This is a genomic window from Marinoscillum sp., from assembly GCF_040222955.1.
Lineage (GTDB): Bacteria > Bacteroidota > Bacteroidia > Cytophagales > Cyclobacteriaceae > Marinoscillum.
Genome location: NZ_JAVKCA010000007.1, coordinates 326,367 through 342,965, shown reverse-complemented (window position 1 = coordinate 342,965; position 16,599 = coordinate 326,367). Strand labels below are relative to the sequence as shown.

17 protein-coding genes are annotated in these 16,599 nt (G+C 44.8%); 3 read left to right on the top strand and 14 right to left on the bottom strand.

What is annotated here, in order from left to right; all coding sequences use genetic code 11:
- The first annotated feature begins 155 nt into the window (after positions 1-155).
- Complete coding sequence (locus RIH33_RS03575) at positions 156-572, top strand: OsmC family protein (RefSeq protein WP_406653724.1); 417 nt, start codon at positions 156-158, stop codon at positions 570-572.
- Between the two features lie 62 nt (positions 573-634).
- On the opposite strand, the gene RIH33_RS03570 is transcribed toward RIH33_RS03575, so the two are convergent.
- The gene (locus tag RIH33_RS03570) at positions 635-1,207 is read right to left on the bottom strand and encodes a DinB family protein (RefSeq protein ID WP_406653722.1); all 573 of its coding nucleotides are present in this window, start codon (positions 1,205-1,207) and stop codon (positions 635-637) included.
- 135 nt (positions 1,208-1,342) lie between these two features.
- Between RIH33_RS03570 and RIH33_RS03565 the strand changes: the two genes are divergently transcribed.
- Positions 1,343-1,720, top strand: a complete 378-nt coding sequence (locus tag RIH33_RS03565; RefSeq protein WP_406653721.1) for a VOC family protein — start codon at positions 1,343-1,345, stop codon at positions 1,718-1,720.
- A 6-nt stretch (positions 1,721-1,726) separates the two neighbouring features.
- On the opposite strand, the gene RIH33_RS03560 is transcribed toward RIH33_RS03565, so the two are convergent.
- The 6 genes from RIH33_RS03560 to RIH33_RS03535 all read right to left on the bottom strand — a co-directional run bounded on the left by RIH33_RS03560 (position 1,727) and on the right by RIH33_RS03535 (position 6,922).
- Positions 1,727-2,029, bottom strand: a complete 303-nt coding sequence (locus RIH33_RS03560) for a DUF1330 domain-containing protein (RefSeq protein WP_406653720.1) — start codon at positions 2,027-2,029, stop codon at positions 1,727-1,729.
- 124 nt (positions 2,030-2,153) lie between these two features.
- Complete coding sequence (locus tag RIH33_RS03555; RefSeq protein WP_406653719.1) at positions 2,154-2,918, bottom strand: YoaK family protein; 765 nt, start codon at positions 2,916-2,918, stop codon at positions 2,154-2,156.
- Positions 2,919-3,206: 288 nt separating this feature from the next.
- The gene (locus tag RIH33_RS03550) at positions 3,207-4,349 is read right to left on the bottom strand and encodes an FAD-dependent monooxygenase (protein ID WP_406653718.1); all 1,143 of its coding nucleotides are present in this window, start codon (positions 4,347-4,349) and stop codon (positions 3,207-3,209) included.
- A 53-nt stretch (positions 4,350-4,402) separates the two neighbouring features.
- The gene (locus RIH33_RS03545) at positions 4,403-4,975 is read right to left on the bottom strand and encodes a Crp/Fnr family transcriptional regulator (RefSeq protein WP_406653717.1); all 573 of its coding nucleotides are present in this window, start codon (positions 4,973-4,975) and stop codon (positions 4,403-4,405) included.
- Between the two features lie 26 nt (positions 4,976-5,001).
- Positions 5,002-5,634: a hypothetical protein gene (locus RIH33_RS03540; protein WP_406653716.1), complete on the bottom strand. Its 633-nt coding sequence runs from the start codon at positions 5,632-5,634 to the stop codon at positions 5,002-5,004.
- Positions 5,635-5,641: 7 nt separating this feature from the next.
- Complete coding sequence (locus RIH33_RS03535) at positions 5,642-6,922, bottom strand: agmatine/peptidylarginine deiminase (RefSeq protein ID WP_406653715.1); 1,281 nt, start codon at positions 6,920-6,922, stop codon at positions 5,642-5,644.
- Positions 6,923-7,235: 313 nt separating this feature from the next.
- Between RIH33_RS03535 and RIH33_RS03530 the strand changes: the two genes are divergently transcribed.
- Positions 7,236-9,962, top strand: a complete 2,727-nt coding sequence (locus RIH33_RS03530) for an outer membrane beta-barrel protein (protein ID WP_406653714.1) — start codon at positions 7,236-7,238, stop codon at positions 9,960-9,962.
- A gap of 143 nt (positions 9,963-10,105) precedes the next feature.
- On the opposite strand, the gene RIH33_RS03525 is transcribed toward RIH33_RS03530, so the two are convergent.
- The 7 genes from RIH33_RS03525 to RIH33_RS03495 form a co-directional block, all read right to left on the bottom strand.
- A complete protein-coding gene (locus tag RIH33_RS03525; RefSeq protein WP_406653712.1) occupies positions 10,106-11,530 on the bottom strand; it encodes a hypothetical protein in 1,425 nt (474 codons plus the stop codon).
- A gap of 483 nt (positions 11,531-12,013) precedes the next feature.
- Entirely contained in the window at positions 12,014-12,547 is a 534-nt protein-coding gene (locus RIH33_RS03520; protein WP_406653710.1) for a hypothetical protein, read from the bottom strand.
- Between the two features lie 175 nt (positions 12,548-12,722).
- Positions 12,723-13,679, bottom strand: coding sequence for a hypothetical protein (locus RIH33_RS03515; RefSeq protein WP_406653708.1), 957 nt, complete (start codon positions 13,677-13,679; stop codon positions 12,723-12,725).
- Positions 13,680-13,973: 294 nt separating this feature from the next.
- Positions 13,974-14,414, bottom strand: coding sequence for a hypothetical protein (locus RIH33_RS03510; RefSeq protein WP_406653706.1), 441 nt, complete (start codon positions 14,412-14,414; stop codon positions 13,974-13,976).
- Between the two features lie 140 nt (positions 14,415-14,554).
- The gene (locus RIH33_RS03505) at positions 14,555-15,223 is read right to left on the bottom strand and encodes an FMN-binding negative transcriptional regulator (RefSeq protein WP_406653704.1); all 669 of its coding nucleotides are present in this window, start codon (positions 15,221-15,223) and stop codon (positions 14,555-14,557) included.
- 219 nt (positions 15,224-15,442) lie between these two features.
- Positions 15,443-16,105: a hypothetical protein gene (locus RIH33_RS03500; RefSeq protein ID WP_406653703.1), complete on the bottom strand. Its 663-nt coding sequence runs from the start codon at positions 16,103-16,105 to the stop codon at positions 15,443-15,445.
- The gene (locus RIH33_RS03495) at positions 16,092-16,580 is read right to left on the bottom strand and encodes an RNA polymerase sigma factor (protein ID WP_406653702.1); all 489 of its coding nucleotides are present in this window, start codon (positions 16,578-16,580) and stop codon (positions 16,092-16,094) included. The genes RIH33_RS03500 and RIH33_RS03495 overlap by 14 nt, the downstream gene beginning before the upstream one ends.
- Positions 16,581-16,599: the final 19 nt, after the last annotated feature.

The window sequence follows — 16,599 nt, the reverse complement described above, 5'->3', positions numbered from 1 at the left end:
TATGTTTCTGTTTTTGAGATTAAATATCATCATTCTTTCTTTTGGAGGTGTATGCTTTACACAAATCGAGGAGAAATGGATGTTCTGATCAAACAATTGGCGAAATTGTATCTTTCACAGATAAGAGATTTTAATAACCTAAAAATAACCACGATATGAAATTTACACGAAACGCCAGTGCCAACTGGAAAGGAACAGGCAAAGATGGAAAGGGTACCATTTCCACAGAAAGTACCACCCTGAAGGATACGCAGTATTCTTTTAAAACAAGGTTTGAAGATGGGGTGGGCACCAACCCTGAAGAGCTGATAGGTGCGGCTCATGCCGGGTGCTTCACCATGCAGTTGAGTTTTTTGCTGAGTGAAGCGGGTTTTCCTCCGGAGGACCTGGATACGGCTGCCAAAATCACTTTTGAAGATGGTGCCATCATCCTGAGTCACCTGGAACTGAAGGGTAAGGTGAGTAAAATTTCGGCTGCTGAGTTTCAGGAGATCGCCGAAAAGGCCAAGGAGATTTGCCCGATTTCCAAGCTTCTCAATACTAAAATCACGCTTTCGGCTACTTTGGTATGAGCAGGGGGTTGATAAACGGAAAAGGCAAAAAGCGCATGTAAATGCGCTTTTTTGGCTTCAGGTCAGGCTTTGACCACTTCCGGCTGGGCCTGTAAGTTCAGTACTTTATTGGCTTGTACCAGGTGTCTCTGGTTGTGATAGATCACCACCCGGAACGTATCTCCAAGTCTGAGTGTGATCAGTTTGGAAATGCTGATGGCGGTTTTGGTTTTGCTGAGGCTGACACTGCGTGATTTATTCAGCAGCACAAGTAGTTCTTTTTGCTGGCTGATGAACCGATCCATGCTGTCTATGGTCAGGTCACTCGCATTGGGGTTTTTATCAGCGAAGGTTTTCATCTTATTCAGCTTTTCCCTGGGGAGCATGCTCTTGGCGAAGTAGTCGCCCAGCAGGCCAGGTTTAAAGTAAGGCTCGGCGGGTTTCTGGCTTTCGCGAATGCGTCGGGCGATTTCAGGAAGGTAAAAGTCGCCGTAAAGGTTGAGGTGCTCGATGCACTCCAGCACGCTCCAGCGCTCCGGTGCCGGCTTCCAGTTCAGCAGGTTAAATGGCTCCTGCTTCAGGATTTCTGTGGCATTGAGTGTTTGTCTGGTACGCTCTATTAGGTCCTGGATGAGGTCTTCTGACAGGGTCTTCATATTTGTTTTTTTTACAAAATTGGGAAGGATTAGCTTCCTAAACATTGATCCAAATCAAGGCTTTTGGTCAATTGCGATTGATTTCTGCTTTTTCACACCGTTTGAGTAAATTGATCTAACGTAAAATCCACGACTATGAACAATCCTGTCCACTGGTTCGAAATCCCTGTCACAGATATGGCCCGGGCCCAAAAGTTTTATGAAACCATCCTTGACCAAAAACTGGACCTCAGGGACTTTGGTAATTTTGTTATGGCCTGGTTTCCATCCCGGCCCTCTCAACCCGGATCGGGTGGTACCCTCATCAAAGCCGAATCTTACGTGCCCTCTTATGAGGGCTCGCTGGTCTATTTTGGAGTAGCCGAGATTGATGACGTGCTGCCTAAAATAGAGCCGGCTGGTGGAAAAGTGCTCAATGCTAAGACGAGCATAGGGGAGTATGGGTTTGTGGCACACTTTGAAGATACGGAGGGTAACAGGGTGGCCTTTCACCAGCCCCCGGCAGGGATGTGAGGCATCTCACAGCCTGATGCCCTGCACCAGTATTGTGGCTTTGATGGATTGCTCCTTGAGGTGGAGAAACTTCTTTCGTTCTTCATCCTGCATGAAGTTTTTGAAATCCTGCTCTGAATCGAACTCCACGAGGTGGATCTCATATGGCTTGTCAATGTGCTGCTCTATGATGGCCTGGTCATCAGGTCTCACCCTGAGGAGAAGCCGACCATTGTATTGGAGGATGGTGGGGATGGCGATGCTTTCAAACTGATCGAAAACCGCCTCCTGACCTTCGATGACATAGATAAGTTGGGTGATAAAGATCATAGGGTTGGTAAGTATTTAAATATTTAGAAAATCCTGCATCTCAAGTTCGAGCCAAATATCCGCCAGGCGTTAGAAAATACCCATCCCAAGTCAAGTATTATTTTTAAGGGAAGTGGGCTGTCTTCTAGTGCACTGCCTCACTGCTCAGTTGTGCAGTTTTTCTTTGTTGGTATTTCCTTCTGTTTCTGATGACCTTGTATTTCAAGCCGTCATAAAAGAGGCTGAAGACCAGAATCACCGCTCCGAAAATGAGCGTATCCAGGCCCAGCTCCATCCTTGAATACAAATAGCCGCCAATCAGGCCGCCAAGAAAGAAAAACGAGATGATGTAAACCCGCAGTTTCATGGTGGATTTGATTTTTCCCCTATTGGGGTAAGACTTAGGGAAAAATAGCTGCGACAGCTCAATTCCCAAATCCGTAAAGAGTCCGGTCAGGTGAGTGGTTCTCACCACAGCACTGGAGATCTTAGTGACAAAGGAGTTCTGAACCCCCATGGCGAAGAGCAGCGCACAAATCACCAAATCAGGATATTTTATTTCTGAAAGGTGGCTGAAGACGGGAATTAAAACCAGGATCAGACATTCAATAATGGTGGGTAATACAAAGACGTTTAACTTTTTGCTTCTGTTGAATTGTTCGATCAGAAAACTGGATATGAAAGAGCCGATAAGAAAGACAAAAATATAGAGGAAATAGATGGTCCCACGCCAGAAGTCAAAATGGGCAACATCATTGATAAACAGTGCAAAATGTCCGGTGACATTAGTGGTCAATTGGTTGAAGGACAGAAACCCTGTCACATTTACGATCCCCGCCACAAAAGACAATACAGAAGCAATTCGCAGATTTTGTTTTAAGGTTCTGCTCTTCCCCTGATGCCTAAACATTTTGCTCCCACATGGCTTTATTTTTCAAAAATTGGACACATTCGGATGTGTGTGGCAAATTTACATGTTACCCACCAATAGTATTCGTCCCATGGCAGAATAACGAGTAGGTATCATTGGGTATTTTTCACATTTGAACTCGGTTGCTGCTTTGTCTTACCCTTCGACGGAGCTCAGGGTGACAAAGCAATCGGAGCTCAGGGTGACAAAGCAGCAGGTGGTCGTAGACCGCCGTGTGGAAGGATGAGCAGGCCGATCATCCATCCTATGAGTCAGGCTCCCTCATGGTCAGTGTTGATCCATAAAATCCACGACTTTTAGTTTTTCCAACTGGCGTTTATTCACAGAGGGGGGCAGGCACCTGAGGGCAGCATTTCGCAACCCAATCAGCAGCCCGTTTTCCAACTGAGCAGCTTTGCCTAGTCGCCAGCTGGTATCCACGATCCATCGGGTACGGCTCAGCCGACGCTGTTCAAATAGCCGGAAGGCTTCTTCTGTATCTGTGAGCTTTTCCACACATTGGCCCAGCACCACTGCATCTTCTATGGCCTGGCATGCTCCCTGGCCCATGTTGGGAGTGGTGGCATGAGCAGCATCCCCGATGAGGACGGTTCGCCCGAAGGCAAATTGGTCCAGGGGTTTAAGATCTATGATGTCGTTATGGATCAAATGCCGGTCTTCTGTAGCCGCCAAAACCTCGGGAATGGGTGCGTGATAGTGGCCCAACTGGTCAAACAGTTCCTTCACCCCATAGTGTTTCAGGGCTCCTTGCCGTGCATTAATGCAGATGAACCAATACAGTTGATCATCTGGCAGAGGTACCAGTCCGATGCGCCCTTTTGGGCCCCAGGTTTCCGAACTGTGTTCTACACCCAGGGTGCGATTGTCGATAACTGCCCGCCAGCAGGTGTAGCCTGAGTAGCGTGGCAGGGAGGCTGGTAGCAGTGCTTGTCTCACGGTGGAGTGAATGCCATCTGCCACGATCAGGTAGTTGGTGAGGTGCGTGCTGCCATCGTCGAAAGTAAGGCCAACGGAGAAGTCTCCGGGATTGTATTTCACCACTCTTTTTCCCAGGTGTATCTGTGCAGGGTCTAGCCGGGAGAGCAGCAGCTCATGTAGGCTGGCGCGGTGAATGGTAAAGCTCCCGATGGTATCATGGGGATCAAAAGACGTATGAGAAATGCGTTTTCCAAGGTGGTCATAGAGGGTAAATGATGGCAGGCTCCGGCCGATGCGGACCACATCATCATAAATACCAAGTTCTTTAAAAGCCAGCATGGCGTTGGCACCCAGCCCCAGTCCGGCACCCACAGGTTCCAGTTTCGGACTGGCTTCAAATACTTCGGCTCGAATGCCGCGGTTTTGTAAGGCAAGGGCCGTACACAGCCCGGCGATCCCGCCTCCAATGATGGTGATGGTGAGGTGTTTCATAGTGACAAAGTTGAGCAGCCCAAAATGAAGACCTCTTTACATATGTTAAAAAACTACTGGATGCCTGCACGAATCCTGCTGATGCTCACTTGTGTGGTGCCAAGGTAGGAGGCAATGTAATGAAGTGGGCATCGGTTCATAATGCCAGGGTACTTTTTTTCCATGAGTTCATAACGCTCCTTCATGGTGTAAAAACGCAGGCTTTCTATGCGTTCCTGCTCCTGGATCATCGCAAAGTTGGTAATTCGTCGGGCGATGTGCTCAATCACGTGGTATTCGGCACAGAGCTTTTCAAAATCAACCGCCGTGAAGTGATAGATGTCCGACTCTTCGATGAGGTGAATCCCTTTTTTGCTCGGCTCGCCGGTAAAAAGGCTGGGCACCGCCCCAATGAACTGCCCATCCGTGGCGAAGTAGTCGGTCACGTCTTTGCCATCATGGAAGTAGTAAGCCCGGGCCAGCCCTTTATGGATGAAGAACATGGATTGAGCCTTTTTTCCAATCTCCAGCAGGGCAGTATTTTTTGGGAACGTTTGGTGGACAATCATTTGCTCCAGGCGTGATTGAATCTCCGTATTGAGCGGAGCGATGGCATTAAATATGCCTATGATTGGGTGCGTGGACATGGGAAGAGAGGTGCTTTCATAAGGATTCAATACCGATAGGGAATGAGCTCATCTGAGCCTAAAAAGTGAATATAGAGCAATTGTTCGTTGGGTAGTTTGAGGGGCGCCAGGTCGAAGCGCAAATACCTGTACACATTGGCCTTCTCATGGTTCAGGTCTTTGAATGAAAAGACTAAATCGACCGTGGGAATGTTGTCGGTCAGGTAGTATTCCCCATTCCATATTAGCTGAAAGTCCACAAGGCGAGTATCTGCGCCTCCACCTCCATAGTTGATGGTAAACAGCAGGTTGTCCTGGAGAATCTCGAAAGGTTCGTCATCGTATGGGTAAAAGTTATTCCTGATTTCTGGTTCCAGATAGCGGCCAGCCTGGAGGGTTCCCAGACCGGGGATGGTGTATGGCGATTGAAAACTTCTACCCATCATGGATTCAAAAGCTTCAGTGCCTAAATATGGAAAATCCCGCTGATCCACCTCTGGGTTTAACGTTTCATTGAACTCATCCTTACCGGTGACTAAATCATTGAGTTCATGGTGGTTGAGCTTCTCCGTCTGACTGTCTTGCAACTGCTGATTCACGGATACGCAACCGCACATTCCGGATACTAACAATATTGCAAGGGGCAGCGCAGAAGGTATCCTATATTTTTTGCAGTCCATTTTTGGTTTATCCTTTTGGTTTCAGTTTCGGCTGTTGCATGGAGAAGCAGTGAATTCCTCCACCACCCAGGTTGACAGCTCGGGCATCCAACATGATGATCTTACGGTCTGGAAAAATCGATTCCAGCACTCGTTTTGCTCGTTCGTCTTTCAGGTTGGTTTCATCGGACATACCCTCACGCCAGTACTTTTGTCCGATCACTACGGTGTTGGTGATCAGAAAATTCAGGTAGCTGGCCGCCGCAACAACTGTAATGGTATCACCATCCGGGAAGCTGGTTCCGTCCTGGTAATCGAGTGTTTTAATGTAATCATACACGTAATCCCCGGGGGCCATTTTGTCAAAGACCGTTTCGGGGAGAGGCATCCTGATGATGTTGAACGGGTTTCCATTTTGATCCGTTTCCTCCAAAAGGATTTGATAATTTTCTTCCAGTCTCTGGTGGTTTTCCAGGGCCATGGGGTCATCGAATGCTGAGCTATCCACCTGGGCCAATAGTATGGTAGAATCATTGACAAACCGGGCAAACTCATCAATGTGCCCATTGGTAGTCACTACGGTATAGGCTTTCGTTCCTTCTGCGGTATTCAATGGCCCCAAAAAAGTATGATCATCTTCCTGTAGTCCTCGTTTGAGCCAAATGACTTTTTGCACACCCAAAAGCCGTTTGTACTCTGCTTCCATTTGCGACCTGGACAGGTGGGGGTTTCGGCCTTGCTCCACACGCTCTGCTACCATGAGAGTACCCCGTCCGTTCACCTCACGATTGCCACCTTCACTGATCATGGAACTCGAAATGACAGGTATCTGCAGGAGATCCGCCACACGGGTGTCATATAACTCCTCGGTTTTAGTGTCCACATCCAGGGTGTCGGTATATCCCCAGGCGTTGAAATTAAAATCGGCAATGGCGTGCTTTCCATCACTTGTTTCCACAAATGTGGGACCTGTATCCCTGGCCCATATCTCCACCGAAGGGACTTCCCGAATGGTTAGGTTTTGACTTTCCTTAAACCGTGAATTCAGGATCTTCCTGGCTTCATCACAGAGGTCTTTATCCCCGCAGGTGACGATAATGTTCAGGTCATCGATGAGTGCCTCTATCACTGAGATAGTGACCTTTTGAACCGATTCGCCATTCTTATGCTCCGTAGGCGGCCATATCAGCCAGATGGCATCCAGTTCTTCATATTCAGCAGGCTGTCGGGTTACCGTCCAGGAGTTCGTTGGGTTGTTATTGGTACAAGATAGGAGCAGGAGGGCAGTGACTAACTGTGATATTCTCATTTTGGCGGTGTGTAAGTCTGAAGAGCATGTGTACTCTGACCATGGGATAAAAATAGTGAACCTCCACCACACACGCAATGTCAGTCGAAGCAGGGAATTTTAGAGGGGTGATAATTGTATTCGCCACACGTCTTCAGGTTTTCTTCAGATTGTTCCCTTAATTTTGTGTTGAAAACACAATAACATGACTTGTTTCAGTGTTTTTTGTATCAGGGCCTGCTCTGATGACCGTTGCCCTTAATCACCCCACCCCAATTTTGATGTATTACTGATGCCGACAGATTTGTCAGCACATAAAAATGAAAAGGAATCCATGAAATACCTCATTTTCATTGTGGTCAATTGCTTTATTTTCCCACTCCTCCTCGCGCAGGAATTTACCCTCAGTGGTCATATTCAAAGCCACGAAGATCAATCCACTTTCCCGGGTGCCACAGTGGTGGTTCAGAATCCGGGCGATTCAGCCATCATCAAGGGGAGCATCACTGATTATGAGGGTCACTTCAAAATCAGCGGACTTGGTTCGGGCACGTATCTCGTCAAGGCTGACTTTATTGGCTATCAGACCCTGTATCAAAAAATAGACCTGAGTAAGAACCTTGACATGGGCATGCTCTCTCTGGTGGAGGACACCAAGGTGCTGGAGGCCGTGGAGATCGTGGGCAAACCCGTGGCGTCTATGCAGAAGGGTGATACCACACAGTTTAGCGCCAAGGCCTACAAAACGGCTCCTGATGCGTCCAGTCAGGAGCTGATAGAGAAATTGCCGGGCATCAGCACCGTGGATGGTAAGCTGCAGGCCAATGGCGAGGATATTCAGGTGATCCTGGTAGATGGCAAGCCTTTTTTCGGTGGGGACGTTAATGCGGCCCTTCAGAACCTTCCTGCGGAGGTAGTGGCCAGTATTCAGATTTTCGATAAGAAGAGCGACAAAGCTGCGCTGAGTGGTTTTGATGATGGTGCCCAGCAAAAGACGATCAACATCATTACCAAGCCCAGTCGGCGGGTAGGGCAGTTTGGTAAATCCACCATAGGAGTGGGGACCGGAAACACCTACCAGGGCGGAGCCAGTGTGAACTTTTTCAACAATGACCGGAGGATCACCGTCACCGGACTGAGTAACAACATCAATACGACCAACTACTCCGCAGATCCCAGCAGCATGGGTGATAACATCAATGCCAATGGGCTGATCAAAACCAATAACCTGGGCATTAACTTTAGCGATAACCTGACTTCAAAATTTGAGCTAAACGGGAATTATCAATTTTCCAGAGAGGAAAATGAACAAACGCAGCGCAGGCTCAGGGATTATGCCCTGGCATCAGATTCCGGCCAGATTTACGCTGAAGATCGCTATACCAACCGGCTGAATACAGCCCACCGACTTGGTTTAAAACTGGAGTATACCATCAATGACAAGAACGTGTTGCTGATGCGCCCGAATCTTTCTTTTAGAAATGAACAGAGCATCAATAACTTTTTAGGCCAAACGACCTCCGGTTCCGGCCCGATCAATGCGACAGACAATACCGCCACGGCCAGCTATCAGGACTATGATTATGACAATAACCTCTACTATAGTCGGAAGTTTGGCAAAGAAGGGCGTAGTTTCACCTCCCGGTTACACACCGGGTGGCACACCAATGAGGACCGGTCCAGGCGGTACGCCGAAAACCAGTTTTTCAATGAAAGTGACAGCCTGGGCATACTTGACCAGCGGACAACCCGCTCCCGCACGGGCATTTCATGGGAGGTGCAAACCTCCTATACCGAGCCACTGGGCCAGCACAGCATGATGGAGCTGGAGTATGAAATTGGAGACCGCATTGACGACTCGGATAAGCTGACCTATGATGCCAATGCGTCCGGTGAGTACAATGCCCTCGATACCGCACTGAGCAACACCTTCAAGAGTGAATACCTGCGGCAGAAGTTTGAACTGGGGTATCAGTGGAAGGTTGAAGGCTTAAAATTACAGGTGGAAACGGAGTTTCAGCGATCCAACATGTATAACGATCAGGTATTTCCCAGTGAGACGGATCTGAAAAAAGGATTTAGCAGTGTGCTGCCATCCGCACGACTGGACTACAGGCCATCGGAAGACAAACGCATAGAGCTGAGTTATCGCACTTCTACCAGAGAGCCTTCCATAGGCGACCTGCAGGACGTGATCGACAATTCCAATGCGCTGCAACTCAGTGCCGGAAACCCGGACCTCAACCAGACCTACAATCACAGGGCCAGGGCCCGGTTTTGGTCGAGCGATCCGGAAAATGGCAAATCCCTATATGCTTCTGTGGAATCATCCTTCGCACAAAACCTGATCACCAACTCTACCTTCATAGCTGAGGAGCCTCAGGAGGTGGCTGAGGGCGTCATACTGGAGCCAGGATCACAGTTTACAAGACCTGCCAATGTGGATGGCTATTATCAGTTTAGGTATTATATGAGCTATGGAAATCCTCTGGAGGTACTCAAGTCCAATATCAGGTTTAATGGCGGAGTGAACTTCACCCGAAAGCCCGGGATGGTGAACGAAGTATTGAACTTTTCGAATGCCCAGAACTACCGGCTTGGGGTGTCGCTCAATACCAATATCAGCGAGAACCTGGATTTCAACATTTCCACCAGGTCCAGCTATCATGTGGCGGAGAACTCCCTGCGCCCTTCCCTTAACAATAACTTCTACAATCAAACCACGCATTTAAAATACCGCTGGGTTTTTCTGGGTGGGTTTGTCTACCGGGCAGATCTGCGGCATCAGCTGAATACCGGACTCTCTGAGGGCTATGACAACAGCTCTATGCTGCTCAACATGAGTGCCGGGCGCAAGTTCTTAAAAAATGACCTGGCTGAGATCAGTGTGAACGTATATGACCTGCTGCAGCAAAACAACAACGCCCGTAGAAATATTACCGAGCTGTACATAGAAGATCAGCAGTCCACAGTGCTGGAGCGCTACTTCATGCTCACTTTTACCTATAACATTCGACACTTCAGTGCGGGTACTACCAGGGAGGATTTCGAGGATATATAGGGGGATAGAGGTGGGGGAAGGTGGGTAACTAGCCAGCCGTATCTCGCTGGTTGGAGACAAGCCTAATCCTCTCAGTCTAGCCCTTGCAAATAACTCAGTTAGCTTATGGATGATAGTACCTGTTAGCATTATTTTCGTCTATCTTATTTCGGAAATTTAATATTTAGCCATTTTTCTAATACGGGTTTAAGAAATGGCATGATGTAGTCGGATGTTGCTAGCGCCAATATAGTTCCAATAATTGCTATTATCAGTAATATTGCCTGAAGCCGCATAGAACTTCTAGTCTGATTATCCTGGCTCAAGACTTTGAAATATGAAAGCAAGTTGTCATATGTCTTCATAGTCTCATCGAAAATATATTTGGTCGATTTGGTTACTTCTTTTGTTAGAGTCAATTCTTCACCTTTAATACTCTTTAATGAATCGTTGAAATAGTCGGGGATGTCATGATACCTATTAAAAACTCTATGGCTAAAATCTGTTCCGAACCGATTTAAAGAATACCATCTGTAAGTCAGTTTTTTGCTCAAATACAATGTTCTTTTTAGAAAAACTGAATCTCGTTTTGAGTTTGAATATTTGCTAATACTTCTATCAAGAGTTGACAATTGAGTTCTATGTCTAACACACTCGTTTGTAAACATCCAGTTGGCGGCAATGCCATCAACAAGAAGCCTAGATAGATTGTATGTTGTGTTCCAACTATCCTTCCTCTCTTGTTCTTCATCCAGTTTGGGATAGAGAGCAATAACGTCATAGCTAGGTTCTTTAACAAGATCCGGATAGGGATAATTAACAGCATATCGAGAGTCCTTTGTTTTGTATAAATCTCGATAGCCTATTCTTAAATACGGTTCTAAATTCTTCCAATTGGTAAGGTCAGTAACTCCCGAATATTCATAAATTGATATTGAAGGATATAAATACTTCTTGCTACATGTGTAGGTGCCCATTCCTACTCCTTTCTTAGCCAACTTTTGAAATTGAAACTTTAATTCATTCGATACTTTAGTTACATATTTATTGGGGTAGACGGGCTTGCCTGCAATGGTTGCTAATATTCTTTTATTACGCCAGGCTTGAGTTAGGTTATAATATTCAAAAGTGTGCTGATCGTAGGGTTCAATCTCCAGGGCTTGTTTAAAGAGTTTCTTATATATGTCACTAGGAGAGATTCTAAAAAGTATTAAGAAACTTGAAGAGGGTCCTTTTATGTAGGAGTATTGGACTCTGTCTATAAGATCCAGTTCATTGTTATTTTTGAAATCATTGTGAAAAATAGAACCCCAAGCAATCCCCTTATATGAGTCAAAGCTGTCGATCAGTTCAGCCAGCTTTCTTTCCGGTTGACTCTCAAACCCATAACGTTTATGAGAATTGAGAAACGATGCAAAACGTTTTTTAAATTTTTTCTGATCGTGAGTTGGATAAACATCTAGTAGGGTAATCTGAAAAGGGTCTAATTCTATTGGTTCTAATTTGTCAGTTAGGGATGCTGCTATATTTCTGTCAATTTCCTTTTCATGTATATGCGACCTAATCATCCAGTTGCGATTCAGTTTCATTTTTTGAAACCACTTCTGTTCATATAACCAAATCAACAAATATGAAATGGTATTCAGAGCAACTCTTTTTACGGAAGTCCTTTCGTTAAAACCTTTGTATTTGAAGTTATATTCGATCAATGTGTTAATGCTAACAAGGGCCTAACAACCACCAGTGGCTGATGTCCGCTTTATGTTATGGGTGTCTGTTTTGGTTTATTTGATCCGACTTAGGGCCGTGGTACGGAAGGAAGTAATCACTCACGCAGCAGGCCTTTCAGTTTGATGTAACAAACTAACACTTCTTCACCTCATTCGCAATAGGTTGCATGAGACGTGATAGGGGATCATGGCAGTAAGGGTCGATTTGAGTGGGGAGGGGATCGTAGCTGGCTGTATCTCCCGTGCCTTCATAAATGTTTGTTACCCATCTTACACCGGATCCCTTACCTCAGTCAGTAGAAACGTATGCACATGCCTTTACATTGTTGCAGAACGTGTTTTTCACGCCTTCATTATCAGATATTTCAAGAGTTGGAATGATAAAAGCGCTATTCCAGTTGCAACCAGGAAAGATATGATTTTCGGTTTTGTTAGTTCACTGAGTTGGAATGTTCGTATGCGTTCGATAGCGTTCTGCTTGTTGTCTGTTGAAACCAATTTGGTTCCTGCGATCAAATCACCAATTCTTCGTTGAGGAGATACTACAGCTACCAGAAATTCGATAGGGAAGAGCAAAATTAGCGTTGAGTTACGAAGTACGGTTCGCAGCTCAGTTACTGGCTGTTCGGTCCGAGAATCTACAATTTGAATTCCGTGACTTAGTTTGAAAACAGAGTGTCCTTGAAATATGTCTTTAGAAATAAAAAGGATGTATGTTGATGCGTTCAGGTAGCCAGCAACGAGTATCACAGTTTCGTCAGAAGCTAGCCCAAACAGCAGAACAGTTAGGCCGTTCAGAACAACTATCCAGGTTGCCAAGTCCAGCATTCCTGCTCGTCTGCGATCAAAGGAGTCTAGTTTTTTCGTTCCGCTCATGGTCTACACCGATTAGCTAGCGATTGTATGCCTTCCGCTTGCTAATAGCACTAAAATAGTGACATTCAACTTTTCGAAACCCTCGTAAACTCCAAATTTCAACTGTTTTTGAATTGTCAAATCTGTGATTCTCATCGAAGAATGAGTTACGCAACAGCTACCTCTGTTAGTTGCTTTATTTTTTTAAATATTGATAGTCAATGAACAGTGAAAGCCCTTCGCCTCCGCTTGAGAAAATTTTTCTTTCTAAGAGCCCGTACTGGTTGTATGTAAACGTTCTAGTTGACCAACTTCCCCCATCTCCATAAGTTCCGAAAAGAGATATATCTGAATCTCCCGAATCAATTTCGGAAATTTTACGACCGTTTTGATCAAATAATATCTTGGTAAATCTTAGAGTATCACCTTCGGTGTTTAGCAAATACTCGATATGCAGTCGATCACTAATTCTCTGAATTTTTTGAACAGTCTTTAGTTCATTGTCACTATAACTTTTGATCAAATCTTCTTGATTTCCATACTCAAAAATTCGTTTATTGATACTCACAGTTGGGAAGTTCTGATTTTCAGAGATGATGTCACTATTTGGTTCGAATCTTATGCGGATAGAAGAAGAGTCCAAGTCTTTCCAGGTTTCAGTTTCAACTATGACCTTATTTAAGTCATTGTATTGATAGCTCATTTCTACGAAACTTATCCCTTCTTGATTGTCGTCAAACCAAAGGTTAGTGCACTTTGAAATTCTGCCCTGTGAGTCATATAGGTATTTGTTTGTCCAACTCACTTTAGTGCTATCCCAAATTCGGTTTCTGTCGTTACCTATCCACCGACCATGTTCCTCAATATTGATCAATCTATCCAGACTGTCATAGCTTAGCTGAGTAAAACTTTGTAGTTCCCCCTTGTAATGACTGAAAGTTCTGTAGTTAAGTCCCTTGAGGTTAAAAAGGTGAGTTTGTAATGACTCATAATCTCCTTTACTGTAGGTTCTGAGTGTTTTAATTGCCCTGAAATCCGTTTGAGGCTGCATATAAGAATCATTGAAATTCAAAGGGAGATCCTTCTGACCAAAACATGGAGTCCAGAGAGTTACAAGTTGAGAAAACAGAAGAAGGAGTGGAAGTATTTTCATGCAGCTATATTGCAACTAACAACAGCCCAACAACCACCAGTGACTGATGCCTGCTTTATGCTATGGGTGTATGGTTTGGTTTACCTTATCTGACTTAGGGCCGTGGTACGGAAGTAAGTAATCACTAGCGGAGCAGGCCTTTCAGTTTAATGTAACAAACTAACACTTCTTCACCTCATTCGCAATAGGTTGCATGAGACGTGATAGGGGATCATGGTAGTAGCGGAGGGATTTGAGCGGGGAGGGGGATCACAGCTGGCTGTATCTCGCACGTTGACCCCAACGAGGGGAGTGTTAGCTGCAGTTCTTCTTGATCTTTTCCAGCGCTATGGGCATTCGTTCTGACATAAAATCCAAATGCTCATCCATGACATCAATGTCAACGGTCAGGGTGTTTGTCTCGGTGCTTTCAGTAAGGGTGTAAACTTCTGTGGCTCCCGACCACTTTTTTGATTCATCATCAATGGGTTGTTCTTTTCCATTTACCACATTTCCGATATGCCTGAACATGATTATTTCATTTGGAATGTGTGTTTCGATGATGCTGTAGATGCCACTTTGATCTGGTGAGAGGAATAGCACTTTACTGCCTTCTTCCCAGTGTTCGGAGATGGCATAAGCTCCTTCAGCGAATACGCCGGCCCATTGGTGATAGGAGCGATCGCTCCAAAGTGCATCCCAGATCGCAGCTTTTTCTGCTTTAATCTCTATCGAAAATTTTAACCTGTTAATCATGGTTTTACAATTGTAGCTGGACTTTTCCCTCTTAGGTTTTAGCTAAAACAAACTAACACTTCTTGCCATCATTTACAATAGATCGCAAGGGGCACGTCAGGGGCTCGATAGTGCTGTTTGCCGTGCGGTTCCGGATACTGTCATGAATCAAATTGATTAGGATCCCAGGTTGATCCCGGAGGGAATAATCCCTCTTTTCGCTTTTGCATTTCATTGGCCATGAGCAGGCTATTTCCACCTTGTTTTTCCAGCTCGGCAATGATATTCAGATAACTTTTTTCATCTCTGTTTTGACTCAACTTGAATACATTGTCGATTTTATCTGCTCTGATTTCAAAACCCACAATGGCAGGCATCATTTTATTCAAATATGTATCTGAAAGGTTATCGTAAAATGTGGGCGAGTGGGTATTCCCGCCTTCAAACTTCAGGGTCAGTTTTTTCATAAAATCAACCAGCATGGCATCAGTCATAAACTCCATTTTCCCGGCTACATGGACGCTCATGTAATTCCAGGTAGAACCAATTTGAGGAGAGGAATACCAGGAGGCACTCACATAAGCATGTGGGCCTGTAAAAACGGCCAGCACGTTAGGGTTTTCAGAAAAGGCTTTGTGATGATCCGTGCGCTTCATGATATGCCCCTGCAATATCAGGTCACCGTCCCGCATGACGGGGAGAATGGGTATTTGTGTCGCCACCTGATGGCCAGATGCGCTACTACCGGTTAGAAATGCAAACGGATTGTGCTCAACAAAATCCAATATGGCTGCTCTGTCCTTTTCCTTGAAATATGAGAAATTATACATGTCCTGATCCTATGTTTCCTCCTTAAATATAGCGCCTTCCTTTCTGTGTTCCGCTTTCTCATCCAAAACCTCTGACGTTAGCAACATGTTGATTGGGTATCTGATTTTCATCACTTTCTTCAATCACCCATAGGCGTAAGAGGGGGCCGAAGGCACGGCCACACCTCAATTAGTTTTCGCTTCCCTTATGTTGTTGTGATTTGGATAGCTATACACTGATTATTCTTTCTCATCCAGGTCTTCAAGTGTTTGATCTAAATCGCGCAGAAGGTCAGTATATCTTTTGATGTCCAGTCTGACGATAAAAGGTACAGAAATGGTCAAAAGTATTATGAAAACCGAAAAGTAGGATTCAAAGATGTATGGTCCATTAAGCGAAAAATTCATGTTTTCGATTCCCCCCATTCTAATCAATGTGTCCACTTCAATAAATGCCAAAATTGCCATCAATAATATTGTTCCTGTCCTCTTCTTTGTTATGGTTTCAAAATAGGATTTCATTTTCACCAGGGATTCCTTCAATGTGCCGGCATTGTAAGTGCGCTTCATAAAATCTATATTTCTTTTTATGCTCCAGAGCGCATAAATCATGAAGGCTTCAATGAGACATGGTATGACATACGGGCCTCCTGGCACTGAGCTGCCATGTGTAAGCAGGCCCTGGCTATCACGGTGAATCAGAAATAATATGACAAACGGCATGAAGATCACAACACCGAGGTAGCGGTTAAAATCAAGCTGGTGCTTTCTTTGTAGTTTATTGATGACTCCATTGCTTTTTTGGGTGATGATTTCCAAAATATTCTCCTTGGCCAAATCCTTGTCGATTAATTTTTCTTTGGCAAGCGTGTTCCAGATTCTTCTTAATTCAATGGTTTCCATTTTCAAATGATTTTAAAATTTGCGTTTTAATTCTTTGTATTTTAACTCCGGTGTTACTGACCGAAATACCTATCATCTCAGAGATTTCTTTATAAGTATACTCGTCCAGGTACAAGGCAATGATCGCTTTATCAATAGATGATAGCTTATCTATTGCGCTGTACAATTTTTCCTTATTGGTTTGATTGGTATCATCCGCACTGGATATATGATCGATTTCAACCTCAGATAACTTTACTTGTTTCAGTTGAAATTTTTCTTTCCGCATGATGTCAATGGCTGCATTGATGCAAACCCGATACATCCACGTAGAAAATTTGGCCGTACCATGATAACTAGGAAAAGCCTTCCATAATTGAATGATAAGTTCCTGATGATAATCCTCTTTTTCGAGCCTATCTCTAAAATAGATATTACATACTTTATGGACTATTCCCTGATTCTGATACAGCAAATCTGTAAACTCGTCTTTCATGAATTACTTTTTTAATTCT

What these genes read in the sequence shown, in the direction of transcription:
- RIH33_RS03530 (WP_406653714.1), top strand. Translation starts at nt 7,236, where the DNA reads ATGAAATACCTCATTTTCATTGTGGTCAATTGCTTTATTTTCCCACTC.
- RIH33_RS03525 (WP_406653712.1), bottom strand. Translation starts at nt 11,530, where the DNA reads ATGAAACTGAATCGCAACTGGATGATTAGGTCGCATATACATGAAAAG.
- RIH33_RS03495 (WP_406653702.1), bottom strand. Translation starts at nt 16,580, where the DNA reads ATGAAAGACGAGTTTACAGATTTGCTGTATCAGAATCAGGGAATAGTC.
- RIH33_RS03545 (WP_406653717.1), bottom strand. Translation starts at nt 4,975, where the DNA reads ATGTCCACGCACCCAATCATAGGCATATTTAATGCCATCGCTCCGCTC.
- RIH33_RS03510 (WP_406653706.1), bottom strand. Translation starts at nt 14,414, where the DNA reads ATGATTAACAGGTTAAAATTTTCGATAGAGATTAAAGCAGAAAAAGCT.
- RIH33_RS03505 (WP_406653704.1), bottom strand. Translation starts at nt 15,223, where the DNA reads ATGTATAATTTCTCATATTTCAAGGAAAAGGACAGAGCAGCCATATTG.
- RIH33_RS03570 (WP_406653722.1), bottom strand. Translation starts at nt 1,207, where the DNA reads ATGAAGACCCTGTCAGAAGACCTCATCCAGGACCTAATAGAGCGTACC.
- RIH33_RS03520 (WP_406653710.1), bottom strand. Translation starts at nt 12,547, where the DNA reads ATGAGCGGAACGAAAAAACTAGACTCCTTTGATCGCAGACGAGCAGGA.
- RIH33_RS03565 (WP_406653721.1), top strand. Translation starts at nt 1,343, where the DNA reads ATGAACAATCCTGTCCACTGGTTCGAAATCCCTGTCACAGATATGGCC.
- RIH33_RS03515 (WP_406653708.1), bottom strand. Translation starts at nt 13,679, where the DNA reads ATGAAAATACTTCCACTCCTTCTTCTGTTTTCTCAACTTGTAACTCTC.
- RIH33_RS03535 (WP_406653715.1), bottom strand. Translation starts at nt 6,922, where the DNA reads ATGAGAATATCACAGTTAGTCACTGCCCTCCTGCTCCTATCTTGTACC.
- RIH33_RS03540 (WP_406653716.1), bottom strand. Translation starts at nt 5,634, where the DNA reads ATGGACTGCAAAAAATATAGGATACCTTCTGCGCTGCCCCTTGCAATA.
- RIH33_RS03555 (WP_406653719.1), bottom strand. Translation starts at nt 2,918, where the DNA reads ATGTTTAGGCATCAGGGGAAGAGCAGAACCTTAAAACAAAATCTGCGA.
- RIH33_RS03575 (WP_406653724.1), top strand. Translation starts at nt 156, where the DNA reads ATGAAATTTACACGAAACGCCAGTGCCAACTGGAAAGGAACAGGCAAA.
- RIH33_RS03500 (WP_406653703.1), bottom strand. Translation starts at nt 16,105, where the DNA reads ATGGAAACCATTGAATTAAGAAGAATCTGGAACACGCTTGCCAAAGAA.
- RIH33_RS03560 (WP_406653720.1), bottom strand. Translation starts at nt 2,029, where the DNA reads ATGATCTTTATCACCCAACTTATCTATGTCATCGAAGGTCAGGAGGCG.
- RIH33_RS03550 (WP_406653718.1), bottom strand. Translation starts at nt 4,349, where the DNA reads ATGAAACACCTCACCATCACCATCATTGGAGGCGGGATCGCCGGGCTG.